Raw genomic sequence first — 20,496 nt, 5'->3', positions numbered from 1 at the left:
TTGCCCGCTTTACTGGTTCCACGGGCGGAAACGCTCCGGCAGATCGAAAGGCCTGTCGTCGGGAATGGGCGGCAGCCTGGGTATCCATACATCCTCGGGGCGTTCCGGCCGCCGTTCCGGTTCCCAGACAAAGCCGTCGAGCCGGCGATGTTCGACATCAGGGGATTCGGGGTGGTAGGTGCCGTCCACGTTGGTTCGCGCGATCACATCCTCCAGCTCGCCATCGTCAAACAGAATTTTTATGAATTCGGCAGTCAGTTCTATGGCACCGTCGGCCTCATCGCCCTCCTTGATGAAATAGATGACATTCGCGTTTGGATAGACCTCCATGAAGGAGACCACGCCGGCCTCAAAACGAATAAACAGGGTGTCTCCGGTGGTCTGGTTCAGCCGGTTGATGCCGGTGTCGTTTTGCACTACGAAGGGCCTTCTGAACGATTCCAGATACCGCACACTGTCTTCCTCCATTTGAATTTTGATGCGCGGACCGGTGATCTGGATTTCGTCATACCAAAGTCGCGGACTTCCATTCAGCGTGAACAGTTCGGTGGCATCGTTGTAATGTGCCGTATCGGAGAGGCTGCTGTACGATTCCGCCCAGATATGCACCCGATCGTATGCGGTAAAGGTGTTGATGGTATCCCGCTGATGGACTTCCAGCCATTCGCTCCACAGGAAAGTGGTGTCGGTGCCGGCCTCGTTGATTCTTCGCATGCGGCTGTTACCGTCCACACGGCGGTAACCGGTGGAATCGGAAATGACCAGTGCGCCTGTGATGCTGGTGCGGTATTCTTCATCGTTCAGGAAAACGCGCCCGTGCAGCTCGTTGTAGTCATCCCTGCGGTTGGTAAACAGGCTGTCGGCTTCCATATACTGAAGGGTGTCGGCCAGTTGCACATGTCCGCGGAAAACGGCGCTGTCCAGGGCATTATAATAGTAGCCGGAATCGGCGAGGAGTACGCCGCGCTCGTCCTCCAGCCGAAGAAATTCCGGGAACAGGGCAATTTCGGTAGCGAAGCTGTAGAACACCTCCTCACTGAACAAAAGGGCGCTTTCGGACTGCATGACAACGCTTCCCTGAAAAAGTGTGACTTCGGAAATCAGATCGTACGTTGCCTTTTCGGCCCAAATGCGCTGTCTGTCCGATTCAATCTCAATATTTCCGTACGCCACCAGTTCGTCGATGTCAAGGTATTGCCAGGCGCTGTCGCACACGATGGAGAAATCGTCGGTCTCCAGCCGAACGTTGCCGATCAGTTTCCTGACCCGGCCCTCCTCGGTGGCAACTCCCTCCAGGCGGTCGGATTGCAGGATGCGCACCCGGTTCTGGGCTTCGGCGGTTTCGCAGGCCCAGATCGGTGCCAGAGCCAGAATGACAACGGGAAGCAGCATCAACTGGTAAATGGACAGGCAACGTGTATTCATGGCCGGAATGCTCAGGGTTGACTTTGTTCCAGGTCGAATTCGCCGGTGACCTCGGTGAGCACATAGCTTGCAAGGTCGTCGGTCCCTTCAAGGCCATAGCCGGTAATGCTGTCGGATGGAGTCACAATGATGACAAACTCCGGAGTGTGGATGGACCGGTTCCGTTGCGACCATTCCAGGTAATCGGTGTAGAGAGTGCGGTCGTCATCCGTATTAACGATCACATCGCTCAGAAAATGAAATTCAGACCGTGAGCCGATATACCGCGCGGCTTTGCTGTGGACCGTGGTGGTGACGGTTCCGGCGGTGTCAAATACAGCGACATGAACCTCGCCTTCGAGCTCCGTCTCGGTCTCTCCGTCGCGGGAAAATGTTGCGGCATAGGGTGCTGTAACTCGCACGGTGCGCAAGCCGTCTTCGATGAGATCCATACTGATATTCCAGGATTCGGTTACGGAAACCAGCGAATCGGATACCGCGTCGGAAACCCGGTCACGGTCATAATCGGAGAGGTCGGTGCATGCACCCGGCAACATCGCCAGGGTCAAAACCGAAAGTAAGACAAGCGGTATTCGCACGGCAGGGTGATTGCTATACTGTTCCAAAAATGCGGTCGCCGGCATCGCCCAGGCCGGGTACGATAAAGGCATCCTCATTCAGCCGTTCATCGACAGCGGCTGTGATGATGGAGATATCGGGATGAGATTCCTGAAGGCGGCGAATGCCCTCAGGGGCGGAAATCAGGCACATGAAGCGGATATTTGTTGCCCCCTTCTTCTTGAGGAAGGTCACCGAGTCGACGGCACTTCCGCCAGTGGCCAGCATGGGATCTACCAGCAGGACATGGCTGTTTTCGATATTTCTGGGGAGTTTCGAATAATAGTCGATCGGCTGATGGGTAATCTCGTCACGGTACATCCCAAGATGGCCGATCTTGGCTTCCGGGATAAACTGCGTGACGGCATCCACCAGGCCGAGGCCGGCACGAAGGATGGACACCACGACAATCTCCGTGTCCAGTTCATAGCCTTCAGTGAGCTGAATCGGTGTTTCTACTTCAACTTTTTTTAAGGGGAGGCCTTTTAAAGAATTATAGGCCAGTATAATAGCAATTCTACTCAGTGCGGCCCTGAAAACGGGGGGCGGGGTTTCTCTGTTGCGCAGGATGGTGAGGTCGCGCGCGACCACGGGATGGTCCACAATGGTAACGGAATCGGGAGAAATCATGGAAAATAGCTCTGAATTAAATATCCGGGTTGTCGAAATATTTTTGGGTGGCTTTATATACAACGCCCGAAAGCGCAAAAAGTGCGATGAGGTTGGGCAGGGTCATCAGTCCGAGCATGATGTCGCCGAAGGTCCAGACCAGGCCCAGTGAAACGATGGCGCCGGTGAAATGCATGAGCACATAGACGATGCGATAATAAAAAATAGATCGGTCACCGAACAGGTACTGGATGGATCGGTCGCCGTAGTAGCTCCAGCTGATGGATGTGGATATGGCGAACAACAAAACGCAGATGGTGACCAGGTATCGTCCGCCAGGGAACAAGGGGGACAAACCCCGCTCAAAGGCTGCGGCGGTAAGCGGAGCGCCGTTCTGGATGACCCCGGTATGCAGATGGGTGTGCGGCTCATCATCACGGTCGAAGGCAAGGGCGCCGTCGACTCCAATGACCAGAGAGCCTGTAAATGGGAAAGCTCTTTCGGCATCGGTAAAGAGGGTATCAACAGGATATCCGTAATAGAGGATCTCCCCGTCGACGGGAAGTCCCTGCTCGATATGGATGGTTTGGCTGTCGGATTCCCCGGTATCCTGCTGAACGACGAAAGCAAGTTCCTGGTGGTTGAGGTTCAGGTTGGCCGGGTGGTGGGTATCCCAGGATGCAGTGGTGATGATGACCAGGCCGGTCATCGTACAGATGATAATGGTGTCGATGAAAGGTTCCATCAGCGCCACAACGCCTACTCTTACCGGCTGATCGGTTTTGGATGCTGCATGAGCGATGGGCGCGGATCCCTGTCCGGCTTCATTGGAGAAGAGTCCGCGGCGGATACCCCAGACGAAAGTGACCATGAACGCGCCGCCACCGATTCCGAAGGCTCCGGCTTCGGGGGAGAATGCGGAAGTAAAGATGAGCGCGAGCGAGGGAAGGAGCTCGGTGTGGTGAATGATCAGGATGATCATCGCGCCGATGAGGTAGAAAGCGGCCATAACGGGAACCAGGCGGGCCGTAACAATACCGATTCGCTTGATACCTCCGATAATGACCAGTCCCACAGCGGTAGCGGTAGCCAGGCCGGTAAGTACTTTTGGAATGCCGAAGGTGCTTTGCATGGCATCGGCCACCGAGTTTGCCTGTACACCGTTACCGGTGAGGAATGAGCATATGACCGCGAAGGAGGCGAATGCCACAGCAAGCCATTTCCATCTTTTCCCGAGGCCTCGCTCGATGTAATACATGGGGCCGCCGGAAACGGATCCATCGGCATTTTTCCGGCGATATATTGTGCCCAGGGTACATTCGCTGTACTTGATGGCCATTCCGAAAATGGCTGTCAGCCACATCCAGAAAAGTGCACCGGGTCCGCCGAAGTGGATGGCGAGCGCCACACCCGCGATATTGCCGATACCTACGGTAGCGGACAGTGCCGTACTCAGTGCCTGGAAGTGATTGACGTCACCGTCATCCCGTTTGTCATGATACTTTCCCGAGAGAACCTGCAGACCATGTCTGAACTTCCTGACCTGGATGAATCCGAGGCGAAGTGTTATGAACAACCCGAAACTCAACAGCGCGATCACCATGAGCGGCATTGTTTCGGGGGTATTCCAGACAAGTTTTTCGAGGGTGTTTATAACTGTTTCAAACAACTCCATACGTGTGGATTATGAATTTCGGGAGATGGGTTGATCAGCGAAAACAAGGCGAAGAACGGTTTATGACGAGGTTCAACCGGACAATCTGCGCAACCCGTTCGACAGGACAACTACCCGGAAATGATAGGTATTTTTTGCCTTACATGAAAAAAGCCGAACTCATATTCATGTTTTTTTTGCAAGAATCGACCTTTTCCGGGAACCCTGTGCGCCAAATTTTGTTAGTATAGTCGTAATTACTTCTACATAAAGAAGTTGCGAAGCATATTCCACAACAAAAATCAGATAGCTATGACAAAGGCAGACATCGTTGAAATCATCGCCTCAAACACAGGAATCACCAAAATTGAAACAGAAGCCGTAGTAAATGGTTTTCTGAATACAGTGATTGAATCGCTGAAAAAAGGTGAGAAAATAGAACTCAGAGGCTTCGGTACTTTCAAGGTGGTCAAAAGAGCCAAAAGAATTGCCCGAAACCCGAAGACCAACGAGGAAGTTACGGTGCCAGAGCAGCATGTTCCCGTACTCAAAGTCTCCAAGGAGTTTAAGCAGGGGGTGAACAGCCAGTGGAACTCGTAATCTGGCTGTAGTATATATTCACCTGAGAATCGTATATTTCATAAATATCCGGTACATGCTCTTGCAGTAGCGCCGGATATTTTTTTTTGCATTATGAACAGTCCGGTTTGGTGCAACGGTATCCGTTATTGCGATTGTGCAATGGCGAAATGTGGCACCGTCAACAATCGCGATCCGCACATCGTAGGATTGAGTCAAATCCGAAGCAACAGCTCATAATCACTCTATTTACATGTTTAATCGCTGGTTTATTCTGGTCGTTCTTGGCGTGACCATTACAGCACTTGCCTTCGTAATATACTGGGACAGCCGAAGCCCCGGTGACAGCGAAACATATAAGGCCGATTCCGGCGAAATTCGGGGCAATGTGGCGGAACCAAGTCCGCCTTCAATTGACGAACAGAGGGTTGGCTACATTCATTCCGTGCTTGACACCCTGCAGCGAAGCCGAACCCGTCTTCCCTATTACGGTGAGCTGATTCGCATATACACCGATGCCGGACTCCCGGACAGCGCCGCAGAGTATGCCGCCCGAAGGGCGCGCCTTACAGAGGATCGTGAGGATTACATACTGGCTGCCGGCCTTTACTTCGAAGCGGCAGGAAAAGAGGAGGGGGACACCGCAATAAAAAGTCTCGCACAAAAGGCGGAATCGCTGTATATTAAAGCTCTTGAAGCCGGGCCGGAAGATCCGGGCCTGAGAACAGACCTGGCGGCTGTTTATTTGAGCCTGCTAATGCCGGAAAAAGCGTATGAGGCGCTTGACAAGGCGTTGGAAACAGATCCCGGAAGCATCAGAGCCCATTTCAATATGGCCGTATTACTGCATCAGACGGGCAATACGGACGAGAGTGTCGCCTATTTTGACAAGACACTAAGTCTCGCTGAGAATTCGGAATGGGAACAGGTGGTGCAGGGCTATCTTGACCGTTATCATCACGAACTTTTTCACTAATACGAACATTTAACATCGAAAAGCATGCCAAGCGGAAAAAAACGAAAAAGAGCAAAAATTTCTAAGCATAAAAGAAAGAAGAGACTGAGAAAAAACCGGCACAAGAAGAAATAGCACCGGACAGCTTTTTTTATCACTTACTATTTCGATACGACAGGCGGGTGTGTTCGCATGCCCGCCTGTTTCCTTTTGAAGCATCAGCCGGACGTGGAAACATTATTACTGTGGGATTGAATTCAGTAAAAGCAGTTATTAGATCTTGTTGAGACGAGATGACGATTACTGCACTTCTGTTCCGTAGCGCAAGTACCCGACCCGTAGCATCGGCTAAGCCGCGGCAGGCCTGTCAGGCCGCCAATTCCAGTGTTCTGGAAGCTATTTTGAGGACTTCATCCGTACGAAGGAGAATGTTCTGCAGGTTTTGAGCCACATGGCGATGGACTTCATTCAGTGATTTGAAGTCCTCGAGATGAATTTGCCTGTAGGAGATCAGGCTCATGTCTGTCACAAAGCGGCCGTTCAGGTCACCCTCGATTTCCACATGCCAGCGGGTAATCAGGTTATCCTCAGAGAGCACTTTTTTCAACTCCCTGTTGATATGCTCCATCCAGTGACTGGCCGCTTCTATGCGACGGTTTCCAACGGTTGAGTCGAGTTTGCTGTACAGCTTTTCCTCATTGAAATGCCACACGGTTTCAACATCGATATACGGGGAGAGTTTTTTACCCGAGAACGCCTCATCATTCAGCAGCGGGTGTTTTTCCATACCGGGTAGTTGTTTTGCCAGGCCCGCTTCCCGGAACTTGTCCCAGTCCAGGTTGACCGCCATTTTTCTGATATGATCTGAACGTGTGGAAAGATTCATCACGATTTCCAGTCCGGTCGCGTTGATCTTGTTTTCATTCCATACGCGAAACTGCTCAACATTGATTCCTCTCTCTGAGAACCGGTTTTCGATTTGATTTACAATCAAGCTGAATATGGGGTAATTCATAGTTATACTTTAAGCTTGAGAAGCGCTTCTTACCTTTTAAAAACAGTATGAATAATTTTTACACATTACAATATCTGGTCGAAGAGCTAAGATACAAAATTTCCGGAATGATCGTAAGGGATGTGTCATCTTACCGAAAAGATCAGCTGGATATCTATTTTGATCACGAGGGGGCCGGTAAACTGACCTTTTCGGCTTCTTCGCCCGGAACGGCCCTGTTTCTGGATGGCAGAACCGGGAAACCTTCACATAATACCGCATCTTTTTTCCCCGAGATTTACGGGCTCAAGGTTCTGGAATTTGAGCTTGTTTCCCAGGCCGACCGGCTGATACGGACAGGTTTTGAAGGCGCATCCCTGGAACTCCTTTTCAAGCCGTTCAGCAGCCGGCCCAATGTGTTCCTGGTTCATGAGGGGGTTATACTTGCATCATTCAAGGATTCTGCAGGGAACAGGGGAAATCCCGCCCCCGAGCCGCACCAGCCGCTTCGGCACGGGGATGTTCGGGAAGATGAAGACCTTGCATCGCTCCCGATCAGGAAACGCGTTATTGCCGTAGACAGACAGTTCCCGCGCGGATTGATTCCGGATCTGACGGATACATGCCGGCTTGACGAACTGTCGCCGGAGGCGTTGACTCGCAAAATTCATGAGCTAAGGCACCATCTGCTGAATCCGGAGGAGGTTTCTGTAACGGCAGAAGGCAACCTGAGTCTGCTGCCCCGCCGCTATCTGTCACATCCTCCCGAACACACCTTCGACTCGGTCAACGATGCGGTGCGTTTTCTGTTCCTCTCCGAAAACCGGAAGTACCGGCTTTTGCCAAGGAAAAATGTATTGCTGAAAATGCTTCAGAAAAAAATCGGCAGTCTGAAAAAACAGGAGGAACAATACCGCAGGGCGCCGGAACTGGTGCAGAAGTCTGATACCTTCCAGCAATACGGACATATGCTGATGAGCCAGCCCGATCCCGGGAATCCGGTAACCGCTGACCACGTGACAGTATCCGGATGGGATAACCCGGAGCAGAAGATCGCCATCCCGGTACGGCCGGGTGAAACGCTGATCGACGCGTCAAACCGGTATTATGACAAATCCGCGGCGTTGCGGCGGGAGGCCTCCCTGTCCGCCAAAAACAGAAAAATGGTGGCTGCCCAGCAAGATGACCTTTCCAGGATGGCGGAGGAACTGGAAAGAATTGAACATCCGTCCGAGCTGGAGAAATGGGTAAAGAGGCGGGGAGAGCAGCTGCAGAAGTTTGGCCTGGCTTCTTCCGGTGAAAAACAGGAGGCGAGACCTTTTCGTGAAATGACCATTCAGGGATATGAGGTCTGGATTGGGAAAAGTGCAAAGAGCAACGATGAGCTGCTCAAACGTGCCCACAAGGAAGATATCTGGATGCATGCCAGGGGAACGGCCGGTTCCCACGTTATTGTCCGGAACCGGGGAGCGGCGGACTGGCCCGACCGCAGTCTGCTTCTCGGTGCTGCGGCCTGTGCGGCGGCCTATTCCAAACAATCGGGCTCGTCACTGGTACCGGTAATGATGGCCAAACGCAAGCATGTCCGCAAGCCAAAAGGGGCCAGGCCCGGTGAGGTAACGGTAACCGGTGAGCGGGTGGAAATGGTCGAGCCTGTAAAACCGGAACGCGAATAATCCCGCCGGCAGCTCAATACGATTCAGAATCAGCCCCAATTCACGGTGAGAAAGCGTATCATTTTTTTGTAATTTTGTGGTCATGAACCAGAAATCCATTATTGTGCTCACCGGTTTCATGGGATCGGGGAAAAGTGCGGTCGGAAAAAAGCTCGCCAAGAGGCTGGGCTGGAAGTTCCGTGACCTGGATCAAGCAATTGAAGACCGGGAAGGGGTGCCGATTCAGGAGATTTTTCGCACGCAAGGAGAATCCGTTTTCCGGCAGCTTGAACATGAAACGCTGCAACAGATGCTCGTGCTGGACCGGCTTGTGCTCTCCCTGGGTGGGGGCGCCCTGCAGCTTGAACCATCCCGAAAATTGATTCAGGAACGGGCAATAATGGTCTATCTGAAGGTGCCGGAAGATATATTGCTGGAACGTCTCAAAAGGGATACCCGCCGCCCCCTTTTGCGTGACGGGAACGGCCGATTACTGGACGACCCTGAACTGCGTATCAGAATCCGTACTCTGCTCAGCGAGCGGGAACCCGCATATGAAACGGCGGATGTTGCGGTCACCGTCCGGGGAAACTGGCCCGTATCCCAAACAGCCAATGAAACGTTAACGCTATTGAGAAAATATGCACCAGCTGCCATCGCTGAAAACAGCTGACGAAACAGAGTGCCGCTTTTTCCTGTTTCAGCCGCTGCAGGAGCTCCGGCAGAAGGCACTGCCGGCCCTGGCCGAAACGAGTGATCCGAACGGTGTGGACGCCGGTCCGATCGTTGTCGTCGACCGGAATGTACTGGCCGCTCATCGCGCTCGTGTGGAGTCGGCTTTTCCTCCAGGCATATGCCGGTATTTCGAGCTTCCACCCGGAGAGGGATCCAAGAGCATTGCTTCCTGGAAGGGCATCATTGATTTTGCCTTATCCGGACAGGTGAGAAGAAATACGCCGCTTGTGGCTGTTGGCGGCGGGGTGACCGGCGACCTGGCCGGGTTTGCTGCAGCTTCCCTGCTGCGAGGCTTGCCTCTGTATCAGGTCCCGACTACACTGCTCGCCATGGTCGACAGTGCTGTCGGCGGGAAAACGGGCATCAACCATGACTTTGGAAAAAACACCATCGGGGCCTTCTATCATCCCGAAGCGGTCCTTTTCGACACGGAGTTTCTGGATACTCTCCCCGAGCGGGAATGGCTTTGCGGCATCAGCGAGGTGCTGAAGTACGGATATATCCGCGACAGCAAACTCCTTGAGCAGGGAGCCGCTCTTGCGAATCCCGCAACCAGGGAACCGCAGCTGCTGTGGGAGGTGGTTCACAGTTCGGTGATGATCAAATCCGGAATCGTTCAGGAGGATGCCAGGGAAGCGGGAAAAAGGGCCTGGCTGAATTTCGGCCATACCTTTGCCCATGCGCTTGAAACCCTGGACGGCTATCGCAATATTAATCATGGAGAAGCCGTATATGCAGGTATGATTGCGGCGTTATATGTATCCGGCACTCGGGGTGGCCGGGTTGACAACGAGCCGCTGCTATCCCTCAGAACCTGGTACAACCTTAAACTGAACCGATTTGAAAGCCAGATAGACAAGCTTGTCGCCCTGATGCACCATGACAAGAAAAACAGGGACAGCTCAATCCAGCTGGTTCTGCTTGAAGAACCGGGCAGACCCAAACTGGAACGCATTGAGGATCCTGCCATTCTTTATGAAGCCTGGGAACATGTATTTCGTGTTCTGGAGGCACCATGACGAATTAGGAGCTGGTTTCTCGTAATTTCACAATACCGTTACTTCGCAACATAACCGACATAACCATAGCGGAAACCCATCGTTGATTTATCGCTTCCTATATATTGTCTGGCGGATTTTCTGGAGCAGCGTGCTGGTGGTACTGGCGACACTGCTGCTATTTGCAGGAGTCCTGTTTCTGGCCCTGCAGACAGACCCCGTCAAGGATTACCTGACCGTTCGCTTTGAAAACTGGTTCAATGAAACGTATGAAGGAGAACTTGCCATCGGTCAGATAGGAGGAGTCCTGCCGCTGCATCTGGAACTGAAGTCGGTTACTCTTGAATATGAAGAGGAAACGGTTGCCGAATTCGAATCCCTGCGCATCAGTGTCGATCTGATCGGCCTGCTGAGGAACCACATCACCATCAACGACATTGCCCTGGACCGGCCCAATATTTACCTGAGACGGTCGGGTGAGGCCGGTGACCTGACGATCAAAAAAGCATTTCAGGTACGCAAGGAGCGCCAGTCCGGTACCTACGATACCGGTGGCTCCTCCATCGAGGCCATCGATATTTTCGCTCCGTTTGTCCAGGTTCGCGAGGGAACCCTTCATTTTGTGGACCCGCCCGAGCTTCCCGGATTCGATATGCCTGCGGAATCCGTTACCCTTGGCGACATCAACACCGAGCTGTTCGTGGAGCTCACCATGGAGCAGCGTTATCTGGATATCACCTATCTGACGCTTCAGCTCAGGGAGTTTGATGACCTCGATTTTTCGCTGTCCGGACAAATCTACAACGACAGCCACTATTTCGAGATGAATGCGATGCAGATGCGCCTGGGAGATTCACATCTGGACTGGAACAGTGAGTTCACCGGGATTGATTTCTATGCCGGTGGCCTCGGATCTCAGTTCAGGGAATCCTATTACCAGGTCGTTCTTCAGGATGCATGGCTCTCACCCGGACTGCTCAGCCTTGTGGACATTGACCGGCTTAGCGCTTTTGATGGAATTGAACTTGCTCTGGAAGCTTCGGGTCATCGTGATCAGCTGAGCCTGTCTGATGTCAGTATCAGCAGCGGGAGCAACACGGTGTCATTTGACGCAATGCTGCAAAACTACCTGCAGCGATCCACCCTGACCTATTCCCTGGATCTCCAGTCATTTGACTTTGATAAAGCTACGCTGCAGTTGCTGGTTCCCGGTTTCGGGGATGTACTATCGGACGAAATGGCATCGGTTGGCGGCACAGGATGGATGCAGGGCACCGCGAATGCCCTGGACCTGGAACTTGAATGGGCACTGCCGTCAGGCCTCCTCACTACACAGGGAAACATCGGACTCGACGCATCCTTTTCCTCCGAATTGACGGTTCAGGGCGAAAGGATCGATGCAAGGCAGCTTTTCAGAGGCGTTCCGGTATCCACCCGGCTTAACCTCGATGCCACACTGACGTTCGAAAGCCTGATTTCCGATGATTTCGGGATGAATCTGGAGCTGCTGCTGGAAGACTCCTACATCGATACGTTCCATGTGCCGGAGCTTCAATATAAAGGAGAACTAGCCAACCGGTTGCTGGAACATGAATTTGTCTACATCAGGGAGAGCAGCCGTCTGGACGGTCAGGGATCCGTCGACTTTTCCGGGACAGACCCCGCATTTGTCATTTCCGGCCAGTCGTCCGACATCGATCTTCAAAAGGTTTTTCAGAACGGGAAGCTGCCGCAAACCGAACTGGAGATGGAGTACGATATCAACTGGCACGGACTGAGCCCGGATTCCTGGCACGGACGTATTGTTGTGGATGTGATGCCGTCTGCGATTAACGGAAATGAACTCAATGCGCATCAGCTCTATCTTGATCTTAACCATCCCGAAGAGAGCAGGCGGTCACTCCGCCTGACAAGCAGTATTCTTGATCTTTTTGTTGAGGGCCAGGTTGCCATATCTTCATTGTATCCCCTCTATGAGCACTGGGGGGGCTTCTTTGCCCACAGAGTGGAGGAAGAATACCTGTTTGCCGAAACGGATACCCTGACTGCGGCCCCGAATCTGATGCCGGACAACGGTGAATTCGGACGCCTGGATCTGGAAATTGTCCTGGAGGTCAAGGACCTGGAGCTGCTCAAAGCCTACCTGACCGGAGAAAACACTCTTGAGTCGCGGGCTCAGCTTGATGTGCATCTGCTTGCTGACAGAGAACGGTTTGACCTGTCTGCGCAATGGCGTGATCCCCGAACGGCCTGGAAGGATATTTCCATAACCGGATCGGCACTGGATCTGAGGGCCGGCTTCCGGCACAGCAAAAGGCTGCGGGAGCGTCAGACCATTGTGATGGATATGAGTGCCGATCATCTCAGCTACCAGCATCACCGTTTGGACACGCTTTCCTGGGCGATTGATATCTCGGACGATTCACTATCAAGTAGCAGCCGAATTGCAAATTTTGCCAATGAAGTACTACTGGAGGCGGACGTGACGGCGCGCCTTGCCGAAAAGGACTTGCAGGCATCCATCGACCGGCTGGTTGTCGGCAACAGGCGGTACCTCTGGAATGCAGAGAATACACCGCGGCTCAAATACGAAAAAGAAGGCCGCCTGCACGTCGAGGGTTTTCATCTTGTAAGTGGAACGGATCAGATTTTCGTCAACGGAGTTTTCAGCAACCAGGAAGATGATTCGGTGGCGTATCATTTTGCCGATGTCAATCTCGATCGGATATCGCGCATGATTGACGGCAGGGTTTCCTTTGAAGGAACTCTCAATGCCGATCTGGTGACCCGCAGCCTTTTTCAAAATCCGGTGCTGCACGGAGACCTGGATGCCAGCGGTCTGCTGTTTGACGGCCGTGTAATCGGCGACATCACTTTGCGAAGCGAATACAACGCAGGGCTGAACCGCTTCGATACGGATCTGAGAGTCTACACCCATCCTGAAACGTATTCAGGATATCTTGAGAGCAACAACCAGAGAGGACAGGACATATCAGCAAGGGGATGGTTCAAGCCTCCCGATGCAGCTCAAAGTGCAGATACGCTCTATTACTTCGATGTCGATGCGCGGCAGATTGACTCCTGGGTGCTTACCTACATCATGGACAGCGTATTTGAATCCATTGAAGGGCCCGGCCATGGAACCGGGTTTATATCCGGGAATTACGACTACATCTATTTCGACGGTGAATTTGAAGTGGAAGACGTCGTTGTCGAACCGGTGTTTTTTGAGACAGAATACGTGCTTAACGGAACCGTATCGGTAAACAGGGAAGATGGGGTTGAAATCCACCGTATCACCGGGAGCGACAGGAACGGTGGGACAGGAATCCTCACTGGCAGATACGATTTCAATGATTTCCAGGCGGAAAAATTCATGGACCTGGAGCTCCGGATGGATCAGTTTCTGTTCCTGAACAACTCTGACGGTCCCGAAGTGCCGTTTTACGGAAGTGTTGCCGGTACGGGCGTGGTCACGATTACCGGATCCAATATCTCGCCTTTTGTCCGGACTACCGAGCCGATTCGCACCACCTCCCGCTCCCGGCTGGCCATACCGCTTTCGGAGCAGGGTATAGGCGATGAGCGCGGGCGTTTTATCCGCTTTGTCAAGGATTTCGATGATGTCGACTTGCGGCGTCATGTTTTGGCCGACCCCGAAGTGCTGCGCCAGATCGACCGCACTTTCATGGAAGTGTTCCGAATGGATCTGCAGTTTGTTGCCGCGCCCAATTCGACCGTCCAGCTGATTTTCGATCCTGTAACCGGCGAGATTGTCAATGCCAGGGGAGAGGGCAGGGTCCGTATCACCCTCGAAGACGAAAACCTGCAGATATTCGGGAATTTTGATGTCACCGACGGAGACTACCTGTTTGTTGGTGGAGATATCCTTACTCGCCGGTTCACTCTGCGCGAGGGGGGGAGTATTCGCTGGGAGGGGGATCCGGCCAATGCCCTTTTGAACATTACCGCCGTCTATCGGGCCCGGCCCAACATCGCGCCGCTGGTCGGAGGTGATGCGACAGAACAGATCAACCGAATTCCGGTGGAATTGCTGCTGGAAATTACCGGTCCCATCGACAATATAGCGAACGATTTCTATTTTGAGTTTCCGAATGCCATCGATGCCACACAAAATGCCGCAGTACTGAACGTTTTGAACAGCGAAGAGCAAAAACTGATCCAGGCCACCAGCCTGCTGTTTACCGGAAGCTTTATTTCCGGAGCCCTGGTTGGCGACACCCAGACCCAGGAGTTCGGCAGCACACTCCAGGCCCGTGCCGGACAGGTCGGCATCAGCCAGCTGCTTTCCTCACAGATCAATGCACTGTTGAGCGACAACCTGGTGAATCTGGATGTGGATTTGAATCTCTTCGGATTTGACCAGGCCGATCTTGGAATTGCGCTTCGCCTGTTTGACGATCGGCTGGTGCTCCGCAGGGAAGGCGAAGTTGGCGGCGAAGAGACCAATATCGGCGACCTGGGCGCAACCTACCGGATCAACCCCAACCTCTCGGTCGAGGTGTTCCACCGGAAGGACCCGATGCTCATGTCCATTCTGGGAACCCAGGCAGAAGTGGAGAACGTGAATGGCGTGGGACTGGAAGCACAGTTCCGGTTCAACTCCTGGAAGGAGTTCGGACAGAGAATGTGGCGCAACGTAACAACCGTCTTCGGTCTGCTGGACAGAGATGACGATGAAGATGAAGAGTAAATCACCAAATATCACGAGATGAAAAAAAAGAAAATTCACCTGGAAGACCTTATACTTGAAATGCTTGAAAGGCATCCCGATACATGGATGCCCACCGTTGCGCTGATGGGGGCGTTCAAGCTTCCCAGAAATAAAGGAGCACAGCGGTTTCAGAAGGCCATTGAAAGACTGCAGAAACGAAACCTGATTACCGAGAAAAAAGGAAAAGTCAAACTGAGTGACGACAAGCGCGGCGGCAATACCGTTGAAGGTATTTTTTCCATGACCCGGCACGGCAGCGGGTATGTCCGGGTAGAGGGGCGGGAGGACGATATCCGTATTCCTTCCAAATTCACCCATACGGCCCTGAACAAAGACCTGGTTAAGGTTTCCATCCTCAATAAATCGCGCAGCGACCGGACCGAAGGCAAGGTTGTCGAAGTGCTGGAAAGAGGCAAAAAGTTCTTTGTCGGCACATTCCGGGAGCATGCGAAAAACGCCTGGCTGATTGAACCGGATGAAAAGTCGGCGGGGACAGAGTTTTTCGTGCACCCGGACCATGCCCATGGTGCCAAAACCAACGACAAAGTGACCTTCCGGCTGGTCGACTGGATCCACCCCCGGTCGCTTCCCGAAGCCGAAGTGCTTGAAATCCTCGGCAGAAAAGGAACCAACGATGCTGCCATACTCTCCATTCTGGCCGAAAATGAGCTTCAAGCCGCGTTTCCGCCGGCTGTGGAGTCGTTCGCGGACAATGTGGCCACCGCCATACCGGACAGGGAATACAAACGGCGCAAGGACATCAGGTCGCTGGAAGTGTTTACCATCGATCCTCATGATGCCAAAGATTTTGATGACGCGCTGAGTATCGATGTGCTCGATTCCGGAAACTACTATCTGGGAGTGCATATCGCCGATGTGAGTTACTACGTCCAGCAAGGGAATGTTCTGGATGATGAAGCGCGGGAACGCGCTACCAGTGTCTATCTGGTTGACCGGGTCATTCCCATGCTTCCCGAAAGTCTGAGCAACGGCGTGTGTAGTTTGCGCCCGAATGAGGACAAACTGGCCTTCAGCTGTTTTATGGAGGTTACACCGGACGGAAACGTAGTCAACTACACCATCGAAGAGACGGTCATCAACTCATCCCGGAGGTTTACCTACGAAGAGGTTCAGGAGATTATTGACGGCAGGAAGGGGCCGCATCAGCAGGCTATCCAAACGCTTGCCAAAATGACGTCCATGCTTACTGAAAAACGGTTTCGGCAGGGTTCGATTGATCTTGATACGCCGGAACCCCGCTTCCGGCTGGATGAAAACGGCAAGCCGCTCGGCGTGTTTGTCAAGGACCGGCTTCTGGCTCACCGGTTGGTGGAGGAGTGCATGCTGCTGGCCAACAAAACCGTGGCGATGCATATCAGGTATATCCGCTCCAAAAAGAAGAAGGGCGGCAAGGAGAAGGCGGAGCAGGACCGGGACGATCGCTTCGGTAAGAACAACCATCCGTTCCTCTATCGCATCCATGATCGCCCGGACCCGGAAAAACTCAAAAATATCGTTGAAAACGTAAGGCCCCTGGGGATAGAGTTTTCCGTGAAAGACGGCAAGGTGACCTCCGGACAGCTTAATCGCCTGATCGAACAAGCCAATCAGACCAGCCTCAAATACGCCATCCACGAGCTCATCCTTCGCTCCATGGCAAAGGCTGTTTACAGCCCGAAAAATATCGGCCACTACGGACTCGGGTTTAAGGAATACACACACTTTACCAGCCCTATTCGACGTTATCCGGATTTAATCGTTCACCGTTTGCTCAAGCAGTATGCGGCAGGAATTCCGGGATACGGTTTTCAGGAGCTGCTCGGCCTGGGCGATCACTGCAGCCAGAAAGAAAAGGACGCAGTTGTCGCGGAGCGGGATTCCATCAAACTGAAACAGGTGGAATTCATGTCGGGTCACATCGGTGACGAATTTGAAGGCGTGATCAGCGGGGTTACCGAAAAAGGCTTGTTTGTTGTATTGAATGAAAGCTTTTGTGAAGGGATGATCGCTGTGCGGGAACTTGATGACGATTACTATGTTTATGATCAAAGCAGGCATCAACTCAGAGGACGTAACAAAGGCAGGATCTTCCGCCTTGGTGATGCCATCAAGGCCCGGGTGGTCCGGACGGACATCGAACAGCGCCAAATAGATTTTGTTCCGGCCTGACGGGCAGATGGCGAAAAGCGCCGGAGGCAGTAAAACAGACAGACATGCGCCATATAATGGCACCGTGAATAATGTGTAATTACGATATGATGTATCGGGTCATGATGAAACTCAACAAAGTACGGTTATCGGCCGGCCTTGGCAGCACACAGGCACGGAAACGATCGGGCTGGATCCTTATGATTATGCTGCTGGCTACCCTGACGGTCACCTCCGACCTCAATGCCCAGTACTTCGGATTCGGCAAAAACCGGGTCCAGTATTCACAATTTGACTGGCGCTTTATCCAGTCGGAGCACTTCGATGTGTACTACTACGACTCAAAAAACTACTACCTGGCAGAATTTACGGCCAAAGCGCTTGAGGCATCGTATACGCAGCTCAGAAACGATTTTCGCCACGAGTTGAACGACCGGATCGCGGTCATCATCTACGATTCCCATACCGATTTTACCCAAACCAACGTGGTACCGCTGCCGGTGGATGCCCAGGGAATCGGCGGGGTGACCGACAAAATCAAGAACCGGATCACCATTCCCTTCATGGGACATTATGGTGATTACCGTCAGGTCCTGCACCACGAACTGGTTCATGCCGTATTCAATGACATGTTTTACGGCGGAACCATCCAGTCCATCATCCAGAACAATATTCAGCTCAATATCCCGCTCTGGTTTGAAGAGGGGCTTGCCGAATATGTGTCACAGGGTTGGGATACCGATACCGACATGTACATCCGGGATGCGGTTATCAACAACAACCTGCCCCCGATTGTGCAAATGAGAGGCTTTATGGCCTATCGCGGAGGCCAGGCATTCTGGAACTTTATCGTGGAAGAGTACGGACGGGAGAAAATCGGGGAAATTCTGCAAGGGGTGAGGCAGACTCGCAGCGTACCCGGAGGATTGCGCAGTTCGCTCGGGTTGGATATGTCGGAGCTGAATGAGCGGTTTCAGGATTGGCACCGACGCCGATACTTCCCGGAAGTTGAGGTCAGGGAAGATTTACGAGACATAGGCCGCCTGCTTACGACCGGCGACTTCCGCAGGGCATACAATACCAGTCCGGCAGTTTCCCCGGACGGAGAACGGGTGGCGATTATCACCAATGCGCGTGGTTTTTTTGATGTGGTGGTGCTGAATGCACGGGATGGCAGCAGAGTCAAAACGCTGATCAAAGGCGAAGACAATGTGGATTTTGAAGAGCTGAATATTCTCAGGCCCAATCTCTCCTGGTCGCCCGACGGCCGGTACATCACGCTTTCGACACGTTCCGGGGGATCGGTCGACCTGGCCATCGTGGAGTATCGCACCGGTAATGTTCAAAAAATCCTGTTTCCCGAACTGGATGCCATCGGTTCGGTGTCATGGTCACCGGACGGCACCAAAATCGCATTTCAGGGAAACCGTGGCCCGTTTACCAATATCTATATTTATGATCTTGAGAATGACGATTTCATCAGCGGTACCGATGACGTTTTCAGTGACTGGGACCCCTCCTGGACAGCCGATTCCCAGGCGATTTTGTTCGCCTCCGACCGCGGACCCTATACGCGAGTCAATACCTTCAGAACCCAATCGAATGTACTGCTGAACCCCAACCTGGGACAAAGCGATATTTACATGCTTCGTCTTGGCTCCAGCCAGGCAACACGCCTTACCAGTACGCCCAACTGGAACGAATACCGGCCGATCATGACGAGAGACGGGCGCCTCATCTATATCTCCGACCAGAACGGTATCCCCAATGTCTATGAGATGGATCTGGATTCCCGCACAAGCTATCCGCTGACAGATCTGATCACCGGGGTCATGCAGATGTCCATAAGCGCAGACGGCAGGTTGCTTGCGATTAACTCCTACAACCGCGGGTTTGTACACGTTTTTACCCTTTCGGACCCCTTCGAACGTCGAAAAACCCAGCCGCTCAGAAACAATCACTGGGCGGAGCGCAGGCTCAGCGAGAGCAGTGACCAGCGGGTGCCTGCACTCGGACTCGCCTTCTCCATGTTTCCCGACGACCTGGAACGTATAGATGTCTCACTGATCGCGCAGCAGACCTCTTCCATCGCAGAAATGATTCGCGAGGAGCAGGAGCGGCAGCGGCAGATGCAGGAAGAACAGCGGCGGGAAGAAGAGGAAGAGGAAGAGGAGCGGGATGAAGGTGTCATCGACTTCAGAAATTATGTGTTTGGTGATGATGTGGATGACCTGATCCGCACTCGCCATACGGAAGAAGCCGAGCGGCAGTTTGAAACCCGCACCGAGGACGGCCGGTTCATCCCGCGTAGATACCGGCTCACTTTTTCACCGGATATTACCTATGGACAGGGTTCTGTCGGGACCTATTACGGAACCTATGCCATGGCGGCTTTTCAGTTTTCCGACCTGCTGGGCGACCACCGGATAACCCTGGTAACCAATCTTCAGTTCGACCTGCGCAACAGCGACTATCAGGTGAGCTACGGCTATTTTGCGAACCGGACCAACTATATGGTCCGCTATTTCCATACGGCGCGCAATTTCCGGATACTCGTCGGAGACCCGGCTACCGGAAGGCTCGATATTGAACAGGTTCGATTCCGTTATTACGGGGCCGGACTCCATTTCCAATACCCGCTCAACAAGTTTACCAGAATCGACTACGGAGTGAGCTTCAACAATATCTCCAGGGACCTGAGCCTGGTTTACCGCGGGATATCGGAATCCGACGACACGTTTTTCATCAATCCTGAGGTCACGTTTACGCGTGATCTGACGTTGCCCGGTTTTCTGTCACCGCGCTCCGGGTCGAGGTACGCCCTGAGCATGAATGCCAGTCCGCCGATCACCTCCAATATGATCGGTTTTGTGTCGGTACTGGGTGACTACCGGCGCTATTTTCATCTTGGCGCAAACTATGTGTTTGCTTTCCGCGGGTCGGGCGCCGCCTCATTCGGACCCGATTCCCAAAACTTCTACATGGGTGGTATCCAGAACTGGATCAACTTCCGTTGGGCGGAAGCTTCCCTGCAATCGGATCGCCTGGAAGATCTGTTCCTGACGCTACCGGCTTTGCCCATGCGAGGCCACTACTTTAACTCGGCGATAGGAAACCGATTCACCCTGTTCAATGCCGAGTTCCGATTCCCGCTTATCGCTGCAATGCTGCCGGGTCCCATCCCCATCCTCCCGCTCTACAACATCCAGGGTGCGGCTTTCATTGACGCCGGCGCCGTCTGGGACGGTAGCACCCGAGACGGGCTGCTTGGAGGAGCCGGTTTTGGATTGCGAACCGTGCTGCTGGGACTGCCTTTCCGGTATGATATCGCCTGGCCGTACGATCTGGAAGACGGAGAGGGCTTTGGAAGACGCGTTCACTACTTCAGCATCGGGCTCGACTTCTAAGGCGT

13 protein-coding genes are annotated in these 20,496 nt (G+C 53.0%); 8 read left to right on the top strand and 5 right to left on the bottom strand.

What is annotated here, in order from left to right; translation table 11 throughout:
- Nucleotides 1-9: 9 nt before the first annotated feature.
- The 4 genes from QA596_03655 to QA596_03640 are packed head-to-tail and all read right to left on the bottom strand — an operon-like array spanning nucleotide 10 to nucleotide 4,306.
- Nucleotides 10-1,425, bottom strand: coding sequence for an OstA-like protein (locus tag QA596_03655; GenBank protein ID MDG5766551.1), 1,416 nt, complete (start codon nucleotides 1,423-1,425; stop codon nucleotides 10-12).
- An 11-nt stretch (nucleotides 1,426-1,436) separates the two neighbouring features.
- Entirely contained in the window at nucleotides 1,437-2,030 is a 594-nt protein-coding gene (gene lptC / locus QA596_03650) for an LPS export ABC transporter periplasmic protein LptC (GenBank protein ID MDG5766550.1), read from the bottom strand.
- The gene (gene upp / locus QA596_03645; GenBank protein ID MDG5766549.1) at nucleotides 2,017-2,652 is read right to left on the bottom strand and encodes a uracil phosphoribosyltransferase; all 636 of its coding nucleotides are present in this window, start codon (nucleotides 2,650-2,652) and stop codon (nucleotides 2,017-2,019) included. The genes lptC and upp overlap by 14 nt, the downstream gene beginning before the upstream one ends.
- Before the next feature lie 16 nt (nucleotides 2,653-2,668).
- Nucleotides 2,669-4,306: a sodium:alanine symporter family protein gene (locus QA596_03640; GenBank protein ID MDG5766548.1), complete on the bottom strand. Its 1,638-nt coding sequence runs from the start codon at nucleotides 4,304-4,306 to the stop codon at nucleotides 2,669-2,671.
- A gap of 291 nt (nucleotides 4,307-4,597) precedes the next feature.
- Between QA596_03640 and QA596_03635 the strand changes: the two genes are divergently transcribed.
- Nucleotides 4,598-4,885, top strand: coding sequence for an integration host factor subunit beta (locus QA596_03635; protein ID MDG5766547.1), 288 nt, complete (start codon nucleotides 4,598-4,600; stop codon nucleotides 4,883-4,885).
- Between the two features lie 232 nt (nucleotides 4,886-5,117).
- Complete coding sequence (locus QA596_03630; GenBank protein MDG5766546.1) at nucleotides 5,118-5,840, top strand: hypothetical protein; 723 nt, start codon at nucleotides 5,118-5,120, stop codon at nucleotides 5,838-5,840.
- Nucleotides 5,841-6,186: 346 nt separating this feature from the next.
- Here QA596_03630 and QA596_03625 read toward each other — a convergent pair whose 3' ends face one another.
- On the bottom strand, nucleotides 6,187-6,834 hold the full coding sequence (locus QA596_03625) for a hypothetical protein (protein MDG5766545.1): 648 nt from the start codon (nucleotides 6,832-6,834) through the stop codon (nucleotides 6,187-6,189).
- A gap of 47 nt (nucleotides 6,835-6,881) precedes the next feature.
- Here QA596_03625 and QA596_03620 point away from each other — a divergent pair, with 47 nt between their 5' ends.
- The 6 genes from QA596_03620 to QA596_03595 all read left to right on the top strand — a co-directional run bounded on the left by QA596_03620 (nucleotide 6,882) and on the right by QA596_03595 (nucleotide 20,491).
- Complete coding sequence (locus tag QA596_03620) at nucleotides 6,882-8,489, top strand: NFACT RNA binding domain-containing protein (GenBank protein MDG5766544.1); 1,608 nt, start codon at nucleotides 6,882-6,884, stop codon at nucleotides 8,487-8,489.
- 82 nt (nucleotides 8,490-8,571) lie between these two features.
- Nucleotides 8,572-9,141, top strand: coding sequence for a shikimate kinase (locus tag QA596_03615; GenBank protein MDG5766543.1), 570 nt, complete (start codon nucleotides 8,572-8,574; stop codon nucleotides 9,139-9,141).
- A complete protein-coding gene (gene aroB / locus QA596_03610) occupies nucleotides 9,110-10,222 on the top strand; it encodes a 3-dehydroquinate synthase (GenBank protein ID MDG5766542.1) in 1,113 nt (370 codons plus the stop codon). The genes QA596_03615 and aroB overlap by 32 nt, the downstream gene beginning before the upstream one ends.
- A gap of 82 nt (nucleotides 10,223-10,304) precedes the next feature.
- Entirely contained in the window at nucleotides 10,305-14,915 is a 4,611-nt protein-coding gene (locus QA596_03605; protein MDG5766541.1) for a translocation/assembly module TamB domain-containing protein, read from the top strand.
- A gap of 18 nt (nucleotides 14,916-14,933) precedes the next feature.
- On the top strand, nucleotides 14,934-17,105 hold the full coding sequence (gene rnr, locus QA596_03600) for a ribonuclease R (GenBank protein MDG5766540.1): 2,172 nt from the start codon (nucleotides 14,934-14,936) through the stop codon (nucleotides 17,103-17,105).
- 101 nt (nucleotides 17,106-17,206) lie between these two features.
- The gene (locus QA596_03595) at nucleotides 17,207-20,491 is read left to right on the top strand and encodes a peptidase MA family metallohydrolase (GenBank protein ID MDG5766539.1); all 3,285 of its coding nucleotides are present in this window, start codon (nucleotides 17,207-17,209) and stop codon (nucleotides 20,489-20,491) included.
- The last annotated feature ends 5 nt before the right edge of the window (nucleotides 20,492-20,496 follow it).

The organism is Balneolales bacterium ANBcel1, assembly GCA_029688905.1.
Classification (GTDB): Bacteria; Bacteroidota; Rhodothermia; order Balneolales; family Natronogracilivirgulaceae; genus SLLW01.
This window is presented reverse-complemented; position numbering and strand designations above follow the sequence as displayed.

Bases quoted from the DNA above. Each gene is read 5' to 3' on its own strand.
- QA596_03625 (MDG5766545.1), bottom strand. From the start codon at position 6,834: ATGAATTACCCCATATTCAGCTTGATTGTAAATCAAATCGAAAACCGG.
- QA596_03640 (MDG5766548.1), bottom strand. From the start codon at position 4,306: ATGGAGTTGTTTGAAACAGTTATAAACACCCTCGAAAAACTTGTCTGG.
- rnr (MDG5766540.1), top strand. From the start codon at position 14,934: ATGAAAAAAAAGAAAATTCACCTGGAAGACCTTATACTTGAAATGCTT.
- QA596_03615 (MDG5766543.1), top strand. From the start codon at position 8,572: ATGAACCAGAAATCCATTATTGTGCTCACCGGTTTCATGGGATCGGGG.
- QA596_03595 (MDG5766539.1), top strand. From the start codon at position 17,207: ATGATGAAACTCAACAAAGTACGGTTATCGGCCGGCCTTGGCAGCACA.
- QA596_03635 (MDG5766547.1), top strand. From the start codon at position 4,598: ATGACAAAGGCAGACATCGTTGAAATCATCGCCTCAAACACAGGAATC.
- QA596_03630 (MDG5766546.1), top strand. From the start codon at position 5,118: ATGTTTAATCGCTGGTTTATTCTGGTCGTTCTTGGCGTGACCATTACA.
- aroB (MDG5766542.1), top strand. From the start codon at position 9,110: ATGCACCAGCTGCCATCGCTGAAAACAGCTGACGAAACAGAGTGCCGC.
- QA596_03655 (MDG5766551.1), bottom strand. From the start codon at position 1,425: ATGAATACACGTTGCCTGTCCATTTACCAGTTGATGCTGCTTCCCGTT.
- QA596_03620 (MDG5766544.1), top strand. From the start codon at position 6,882: ATGAATAATTTTTACACATTACAATATCTGGTCGAAGAGCTAAGATAC.
- upp (MDG5766549.1), bottom strand. From the start codon at position 2,652: ATGATTTCTCCCGATTCCGTTACCATTGTGGACCATCCCGTGGTCGCG.